The organism is Shewanella sp. 11B5 (genome assembly GCF_002836795.1).
Classification (GTDB): Bacteria; Pseudomonadota; Gammaproteobacteria; order Enterobacterales; family Shewanellaceae; genus Shewanella; species Shewanella frigidimarina.
In genome coordinates, this window is sequence record NZ_PJAP01000238.1 from 1 (window position 1) to 9,480 (window position 9,480).

Below are 9,480 nucleotides of genomic sequence, written 5' to 3' on the forward strand. Positions count from 1 at the left end.
GTACATGCTGTCGTTAAAGTTATCGTCTTTATGGGTACGTAAAACGCGTTCGTTGATATTACAATCACCAAATTCGCATTGTTCAGATTGCTGTAAACAATCATCCGTATTGCAAAATTTAGTGAATAAATCGTCCGGATAAGCTGTTTGTGAATGCGCATATTGCGCAGTGAAAGTATCTTGTTTCGTCGGTTGGTACTTTATATCAACACTGGCAACATAGTTATGATAATCATCGGCTTGCTTTAACGTCACTAAGCCACCAATTGAAAACTCTCTGCTAGGGTCAAATCGATAGCGAGCCGCCATGTTATGACTTTGCTGATCCAATATCGCCACATCAGAACTTAAATTGCCAGGGACTAAAAACTGGGTTTGAGTGTCATTGGCCGCCAATATTGCAACGGTATGGTTATCGGTTTTGCTGGTCAGCTTTACCCCATAATCGGGCGAACTAATATTGCGGGTGTGCAGTAAATCTAATTGGGTATCAAAGTAATCTTTGTTGTCTAAGAAAAAGGCGCGTTTTTCCGGAAAGAAGAGTGCAAATGTGTTGTTTACATCTAGCTGACCCGCATCAGCTTCTACTTGAGAGAAGTCTGGGTTAATTGTGGCGTTAAGTAAGGTAGTCGGTGTGATCCCCCAACGTAAATCTAATCCAACATCAACATTACTTTCATCACTCCAAGGTTGGGCCTGCGCTACGTCTCGTTGCTGGCTTTGATTTGCCACAATCGAGGGTGTGAGTTGGAGGTCTTTCCCTTGAGTTGCACCAGCTAAACCCGATGCGATACCTAATTGGCATAACTGACACGATACGTTACGGTCTATTTTATGAGTGGATAAGCGATGGGTTTCATTGCGGGGATAAAAGCGAATAAGCTCAATGCCCCAAGTTTGAATTGGATTACTGTCATCAAAATTAAACAGTCTTAAAGGGAGTTGCACCTCAACTTGAAAACCATTTTTGGTGAGTTTACCTTTGCTATACCAAATCCCGTCCCAGGCATCACTTTCTTGACCAGTGAGTTCATTTTCAATGGAGTCACTTTGCGCCCCATAAGGGTTAATAAAAAATTGGTAGGCTAAACGAGCATTATTGAAGGTATCCAGTATAATACCCACCATGTCATCGCCCCAGGATTTATCTCGATCACGTAGATTTGCTCGAATATTGTCTGGATTAGGATCGTGGGCGGTAAACGCAAAATATAGGCTGGTGTTTGACGCATAGACTTTAGCTGTGGTTATTACTGGTGCAGCGGTATTCTCACCAGGAGAGGTTTCATAACGCAGCATTACCTCGGTAGCGTGTTGCCAAGCTGATTCGTTAAAGTCGCCATCCATCTCAATATCTTCATTGATGGTCGGGATGTCGAGATGGAATTGCTGGCTCGAACCCGCAAACGCAGCGAAAGATAATACACTGCTCAATAATGCCAAAATTAATATAGCGCCACAGGTACGTTCACAAGTTTGAGTTAATCGGTTGATTGGTGCAAAGCTGTTAGTTGGAATTAAGTTGTTGATCACTTTCACTCTGTTTTTATTTTTTGTTATTTCTCTTATTGTCGCAAAAAACTCCTTAAAACGTAGGTCCGACTTGTACCAAAATAATCACTAAATTGTTACTGAATGTTAAATTAGCTTGCGTAAATGTAATAAAAAAGCCCGATAGTCGCTATCGGGCTTGTCTTTAAGCTGTACAGTTTCGGTTGTTCTACTGCGAGAAGAGACCATGCTTCTATTGAGCCATTACCTTCGAACTAACTGTCTGCGAACTAATTACTTTCGAACTGATTATTTTTCAAAAATAATCAGTTGGATTAACTCTCTACAGCTTAATTTTCTAACGATTAATCGGGGGCGACAATGCTATTTTTATAGGCATCACGATATTTATCGACCCACATAGCCGTTGCACCACAAATGGCTACCGGCATAACGATAAAGTTTACAATCGGGATCATTGAAAACACTGTCACGGTAGCACCGAAGCTAAAACTCGAACCCTTGGTATTTTTGAGAGCGAACTTCATATCGTCAAAAGGCACTTTATGATTATCAAATGGATAGTCGCAATATTGAATTGCCATCATCCACGCGGTGAATAAAAACCATAAAATGGGCGCTGCAGTTTGGCCGATAATCGGCAACCAAAATAACACTAAAAACAGTAATGCTCGTGGTAAATAGTATTTGAGCTTAATCCATTCACGACCAAAAATACGCGGCAAATCTTTGAGCATATCGACCGAACTGCCAGTATTTAAGTTTTTTCCAGTGAGATGCTGCTCGACTTTTTCGGCCAATAAACCATTAAACGGCGCCGCAATCCAGTTCATGACTGAGCTGAATAAAAACGACATTACCACTAACATTGTCAAGACGGCTAATGGCCACAATAAAAAATTCAACCAGCTTAAATATTCTGGAAGTTGCCCGTTCATCCAGGTAAATAGCTCAGTTAATTGTCCTAGTGCAAAATACATCGCTGAGGCGAATAAGACTAAATTGATCATCAGCGGGATAAATACAAATGAACGTAAACCCGGCTGTTTAATTAATTGAAACCCTTGGATAAAATAATTCACACCACTTTTTTTGGCGATTATTGAATTGGTAACCATTGAGACTGCCTATTTTGTGACTTATATTGTTGATTTTGACGAGCCAAGCACAATAAAACAAGTGATAAACTGTGTCAAAAGGATAAAAATCGTTACAAAAAGCTGCTCAATTGCTAAAGTGAGCTGCTTTTTCCTTTTAATGCGTACCTGAACTGGCAACATGAGATTAAAACAAATAAAACTTGCTGGATTTAAGTCGTTTGTAGACCCAACTAAAATCCCATTTGATAACGCCTTATCAGCGATTATTGGCCCAAACGGCTGCGGAAAATCCAATGTGATTGATGCCGTACGCTGGGTGCTGGGTGAAAGTTCGGCAAAGCATTTACGTGGCGATTCGATGACCGACGTTATTTTTAACGGTTCATCGGCACGCAAACCCATTTCTGTTGCGGGTGTCGAACTGGTATTCGAGAACATTCAGGGAAGGCTCACTGGTCAATATGCCAGTTATCAAGAAATCTCGGTTAAGCGACAAGTTAACCGCGACAGTGAATCAAGCTATTTCCTCAATGGTCAAAAATGTCGTCGAAAAGACATTACCGACTTATTTATGGGGACGGGTCTTGGGCCGCGTAGTTATGCCATTATCGAGCAAGGTACTATTTCACGCTTAATCGAATCTAAACCTCAAGAATTAAGAGTGTTTATTGAGGAAGCGGCAGGTATTTCGCGTTATAAAGAACGCCGCCGAGAAACCGAAAACCGTATTCGTCATACCCGTGAAAACCTCGAACGTTTAAATGATATTCGAGTTGAACTCGGTGCCCAATTAGACAAGCTATCGCAACAAGCTAAAGCCGCTCTACAGTACCGAGAATTAAAAAATAGTGAACGAGAGTTGCATAGCCAGCTATTAGTGATGCGCTATCAGCAATTGTTGCAGCAAACAGACAGACTTGATGCCGAAACGGCCGAAGGTGAGCTTAAATCTGAAGCGTTAGCCAAAACCGCACAGCAGGGCGACACCAGTGTTATTCAACTTAAACAGCAATTGGCTGAGCTCAGTGATGCTGAACATAAGCTGGTAGAGCAATATTACCAAGCCGGTAATACCATGACCAAGCTTGAGCAACAGCTTGCTCATCAGCAACAGCAAGACTCTCAGTTGCAGCAACAAATTCAAATATTACAACAGCAAATCAAACAAGCTGACGATAATATTGTCAGCATGACCGATGTTCATCAACGATTGGTTGCGCAATTGGATACTCACCAACCCGCTTATGAACAGGCGAGTATTGTACTTGAGCAAATCGATGAGCAAGTTTTTGCTATCGAAGAAGCGTGTGATGATCAGCAGCAACAAGTAACCCAATATGCTGAAATCTTAGCGACTCATAAAATGCAGTTGGCCCTGAGCCAATCGACGCTCAGCCATCAACAGCAAAGCTTGGTACAAAACGAACAGTACTTAGCTCAATTACAAACAGAGTTAGCAGCTTTAGCTCAGCAAGACAACCAACAGCAGTTGCACAACAGCACGGCAGAATTAGCGAATGTTGAACAACAACTAAATGATAAACAGCTGCAACACAGTCAACTTGAGCTTTCCTTACATGAGCAGCAAAAAGCCGTCACTGAAGCGAGTGATGCTTATCAAACCCTAAAGCAAACAGTCACTCGCCATCACTCTCGGTTGCAATTTATTGATGAGTTGCTGGCTGATCACACTCAAGATGATGGCCAACAATTGTGGCAAGTTATTGAGGTTGTGCCTGGTTGGGAGAAAGCGGTCGATAAAGTGTTACAAGGCTTAAGTCAATTACCTGTTCTAGGGTTGGGTCAAACATCTTCATTGAGCGTTTCTCCGCCTACAGTGGGTTTTGAGCCACAGCATCAAGTGACGTATCCTGCTTTAACAACCCCAGTTAATTTAACGCCATGGTTACAACATGTTGTGTGGGCGTCCAGTCTCAGTGAAGCAAAGGAGTTATTACCAACATTGCTTCCTGAGCAATATATTGCCACTCAAGAAGGTTACTTGATAGGCAATGGTTTTGTGCTCAATCATACTCAGGCAGGGCAATCCGCTATTGTACTGAGCCAAGAGCGAACAAGCTTAAGTCAGCAATTAATTGAGCTTGAGCAACAACTGCTATTGTCTCAGCAATCTCTGACTTCGTTAACTCAACGGGCTGCGACCACTCAGGTAGAGCTGAATCAATGCCAACAGGCTTGTCATCAGTTGCAAATAGAGCAGACAAAACTGCACTCTTTGGTGACAAGTTTAACTCAACAAGCCGTTGAGAAACGCGATAAACAACAGCAATGCAGCCAGTCAATCGCCAAGCTTGAACAGCAAATGGGTGATAAACAAATGCATGTCGATGCCCTTGAAGAACAAGTGTTGACGCAAGAAGATACATTGTTGCAAGCGATGAACCAACACGATGTTGCTCAACAAGCTTGGCAAACAAGCCAAGCCAAGCTGCGTGAAACCAAAGTTGTTCGCACCGATGTTGCAAATAACGTTAAGCAACTGCAAACACAAGTGCAACAACATGCTACCCAGCAAGCATTGAGTGAACAGAAATTAAAGCAACAACATGAAAAACAGACAGAATTAGTCAGTCAATTGACTCAGTTACAACAAATGTTGCTCGACAATCAGCAGCAACAAGGTCAACATGATTTAAGTCAATTATCAACACAGCTGGCGCAAGCACTCGAGCAGCAACAAGCATTACAGCAGCAATTACAGCACAATCGGTCTCAACAAGCAGAGCTTCAAAGCAGTTTAGACCGTTTAGTATTGATGCAAAAACAACAGCTTGTAGTGTTACAAGACTTGACTCAAAAGATAAGCACGTTAAAGTTACGTCGTGAGGGCTTAAAAGGGCAGGCTAATGGGCAGCTGCAATTGCTGCAAGAACAGCAAATTCAGCTACAACAGGTCATTGCCGACATACCGGAACATGCATCTGTTGATGTTTGGTCGCAACAGCTTGAAAAAGTAAAACAGAACATTATACGTTTAGGTGCTATCAACCTTGCAGCCATTGAAGAATTTGAATCGCAACGAGAGCGAAAAGCTTATTTAGACAGTCAAGATGACGACCTAAATAAAGGATTAGCGATTTTAGAAGATGCTATCCGTAAGATAGATAAAGAAACCCGAAGCCGTTTTAAAGCCACATTCGAAACGGTAAACCATGATTTAGGGCTGCTATTTCCTAAAGTTTTTGGTGGGGGAAGGGCTTATTTGGCATTAACCGGTGATGACCTGCTTGAAACGGGTGTTACTATTATGGCGCAACCGCCAGGTAAGAAGAATAGCACCATACATTTACTTAGTGGTGGAGAAAAAGCGTTAACCGCTTTATCATTAGTCTTTGCCATTTTTAGACTGAATCCAGCACCTTTTTGTATGCTAGATGAAGTAGATGCACCTTTGGATGACGCCAACGTCGAACGTTTTTGTCGGTTACTGAAAGAAATGTCACAGAGTGTGCAATTTATTTATATCAGTCATAATAAAATAACAATGGAAATGGCCGATCAACTTATTGGCGTTACTATGCATGAACCAGGCGTTTCAAGAATAGTCGCAGTGGACATTGAAGCCGCCGTCGCCATGGCAGACGCGGTATAAATTAGCAAGACAGGGAATCTAATGAAAGATCTACAACTGGTGTTATTCGTATTAGGCGCTATCGCAATAATTGCGGTGTTAGTGCACGGTTTTTGGTCGATTCGCAAACAACAACCTAAATCAATGAAGCAAAGTCCGATGGCTGGATTTTATAAAGACCAAGCTAAACGTCGAGACTCTGAAGGTTTTGACGCAGATGGTATTGGCCAAGTGCGTATACGTAAACCTGGTGAGGTTGAAGAAACTGTCATTAAGCCAGTATTAAAGACTAATTTAAGTCAAAAGCCACACTCGGGTACAACTAAGCTAACCGACACTCCTTTACAAGATTCATTGCGTCAGCCTGGTCCGCATAAAACTGAGCCAGAACATGTTGAACCTAAAGTGGTACAGCCTGCACAACAAAGCTTATTTGTAGGTGACGACGTTAAACCTGCTCCAATGGCAAGTACGTCAATGAATACTCCTAAAAAGATATTCAATCCTTCAACCAGTACCGCTAAGTTAGAAAGCTACACAGGTAAGCCTGTTGCCGCCAGAGCAGAACCGATTAAGCCACCAATACAACCAGCAGCGCCAAAAGTCGACGTTAAAGCTGAAGTTGAAGAGGTTAAAGCTGAAGTAGAGGTTAAATCAACCCCGAAAGCGGATGCTCCTGTAAATGAACCTGTAGAGCCAACCGATGTGTTAGTACTGCATATTGTTGCTAAAGCGGGCGAGCAAATTCAAGGTGCAGAATTATTGCCAAGCTTGTTATCGCTCAATTTTAAATTTGGCGATATGGATATTTTTCATCGCCACATTGACAATGCAGGTACTGGGAAAGTGCTGTTTTCACTCGCTAACATGCTAAAACCAGGAATATTTGATCCAGATAATATGGAGCAATTTGTCACCCAAGGTGTGGTGCTGTTTATGACCTTACCGGGTTATGGCGATCCATTAATGAACTTCACCATTATGCTGAACTCAGCTTATCAAATTGCCGAGGATCTCGGTGCAGAATTATTGGATGGACAACGTCAACCTTGGTCCGATGCCACCAAAAAAGATTATTTACGACGACTCAATGCCGCGTAGGTTGATGTGTTAATTAAGGCCGCAGCAGCGGCCTTAATTGTTTTATACCTTTACACTTTATCAAGCAAACCACGGTTACAACTTGTATGACGGATGCCACAATGCACGCTATTCAAACTGAAATGGATCAACTTACTCACACCATTAATCAACATAATATTCGTTATTACGTTGATGATGCTCCGTCAATACCCGATGCTGAATACGATAGATTAATTAAGCGCTTAACTGAATTAGAACGTGACTATCCGCAATTTAAATCGGTAGATTCACCGACACAGCGCGTCGGCGGTATGGCATTACAAAAATTTGCTCAAATTACCCACCTTAAACCGATGTTAAGTCTCGACAATGCGTTTGAACAAGCTGATTTTGCAGCATTTAATAAGCGTATAACTGATAAAGTCGATAACGTTGATTATGTTTGCGAACCAAAACTAGACGGATTGGCCGTGAGTATTACTTATCGTTTGGGCGTTCTTGAACGCGCCGCAACGCGAGGTGATGGCAGTGTCGGCGAAGATATTACCGCTAATGTGCGTACTATTCGTTCTATTCCGCTCAAGTTACGCGGTGAAGAATTTCCTGATTTAGTTGAAGTACGTGGCGAAGTGTTTATGCCTAAAGCGGCATTTGAGGCATTAAACCAGCGTCAAATAAGCAAAGGTGACAAAGTCTTTGTTAATCCTCGCAACGCAGCCGCCGGCAGTTTGCGCCAATTAGACAGTAAAATTACCGCTTCAAGGGCTCTTGGGTTTTATGCTTATGCATTAGGTGTAGTCGAAGGCGAGTCACAACCGATGCAAACAAGCCACTATGGCCAACTAACACAGCTGCAACAATGGGGTGTCCCCGTCAGTAGCGAAGTGAAAGTGACTGATTCATTAGAAAAAGTCTATGCATATTACGCCGATATTATGGCCAGACGAAGTGCGCTTGAATATGAAATCGACGGTGTCGTCATAAAGGTCAATGACATTGCTAAGCAGCAAACTCTAGGTTTTGTCGCTAAAGCCCCTCGATGGGCCATAGCCTATAAATTTCCAGCCCAAGAAGAAATGACCTTGTTAGAGTCAGTTGACTTTCAGGTTGGCCGAACAGGTGCTGTTACCCCAGTCGCTCGCCTCAAACCGATTTTTGTCGGTGGCGTGACTGTGTCGAACGCGACCTTGCACAATGCTGATGAAATTGCCCGTCTTGGGGTAAAAATAGGCGATACAGTGATTATTCGCCGCGCAGGTGACGTTATCCCGCAAATTGTTGCTATCGTGCCAGAAAAGCGCCCCGATGATGCACAAGATATTATCTTTCCACAGCATTGCCCTGTGTGCCAAAGCATTGTTGAGCGTTTAGAAGGCGAAGCTGTAGCGCGTTGCAGTGGTGGACTCTTTTGTGAAGCGCAACGTAAAGAGGCTATTAAGCATTTTGCATCCCGTAAAGCATTAAATATTGATGGCATGGGCGATAAAATCGTCGAACAGTTAATTGACAAAGAATTAGTCAAAACGCCAGCAGACTTGTTTTCACTTACCGCTTCAAGCGTCACGATGTTAGAACGCATGGCGATGAAGTCGGCGACCAATATCGTGGCGGCAATTAAAGATGCTAAAACCACCACGTTGGCGCGTTTTTTATATAGTCTTGGGATCCGTGAAGTAGGGGAAGCTACCGCTGCGAATTTAGCGCAACACTTTGCTGAATTTGAGCGTATTCGAACCGCTAGCGTTGAACAACTGTTAGAAGTTGCTGATGTTGGTGACATCGTTGCCAAGCACATTCGACAATTTTTTTCTCAACCACATAACATTGAAGTAATAGATCAATTGCTTGAAGCCGGTATTACTTGGCCTGTTATTGAACAAGCTGACGAGTCGCAGCTTAGTCTTAAAGGGCAAACATGGGTGTTAACCGGTACGTTAACCCAGCTTAATCGTAACGATGCCAAAGCCCAATTACAGGCTTTAGGCGCCAAAGTGGCTGGCAGTGTCTCGAAAAATACTGATTGCCTTGTCGCTGGCGAGGCTGCTGGCTCTAAGTTAGCAAAAGCGGAAGAGTTGGGCGTTAAAGTGATAGATGAACAAGCTCTGATGGATCTATTGAATGCGGCTAACTAACATGAAAGCTGGTAGCGCTTTATTTATGCTGGTGCATATAGATAAGAGTTTGTTGTGAATT

5 protein-coding genes are annotated in these 9,480 nt (G+C 42.7%); 3 read left to right on the plus strand and 2 right to left on the minus strand.

Annotated features, from left to right (window positions below; translation table 11 throughout):
- The coding region (locus CXF78_RS02740; RefSeq protein ID WP_145991356.1) for a carbohydrate binding family 9 domain-containing protein at positions 1-1,539 on the minus strand (1,539 nt) is incomplete at its 3' end.
- Positions 1,540-1,856: 317 nt separating this feature from the next.
- Positions 1,857-2,630, minus strand: coding sequence for a sulfate transporter CysZ (cysZ, locus tag CXF78_RS02745; protein WP_102035905.1), 774 nt, complete (start codon positions 2,628-2,630; stop codon positions 1,857-1,859).
- Between the two features lie 160 nt (positions 2,631-2,790).
- Here cysZ and CXF78_RS02750 point away from each other — a divergent pair, with 160 nt between their 5' ends.
- The 3 genes from CXF78_RS02750 (at position 2,791) to ligA (ending at position 9,419) form a co-directional block, all read left to right on the plus strand.
- On the plus strand, positions 2,791-6,225 hold the full coding sequence (locus tag CXF78_RS02750) for a chromosome segregation protein SMC (RefSeq protein ID WP_102035906.1): 3,435 nt from the start codon (positions 2,791-2,793) through the stop codon (positions 6,223-6,225).
- Between the two features lie 21 nt (positions 6,226-6,246).
- Positions 6,247-7,305 (plus strand): cell division protein ZipA, encoded by a 1,059-nt coding sequence (gene zipA, locus CXF78_RS02755; RefSeq protein WP_102035907.1) that lies wholly within the window; start codon positions 6,247-6,249, stop codon positions 7,303-7,305.
- A gap of 101 nt (positions 7,306-7,406) precedes the next feature.
- Positions 7,407-9,419: an NAD-dependent DNA ligase LigA gene (ligA, locus tag CXF78_RS02760; RefSeq protein WP_102035908.1), complete on the plus strand. Its 2,013-nt coding sequence runs from the start codon at positions 7,407-7,409 to the stop codon at positions 9,417-9,419.
- The last annotated feature ends 61 nt before the right edge of the window (positions 9,420-9,480 follow it).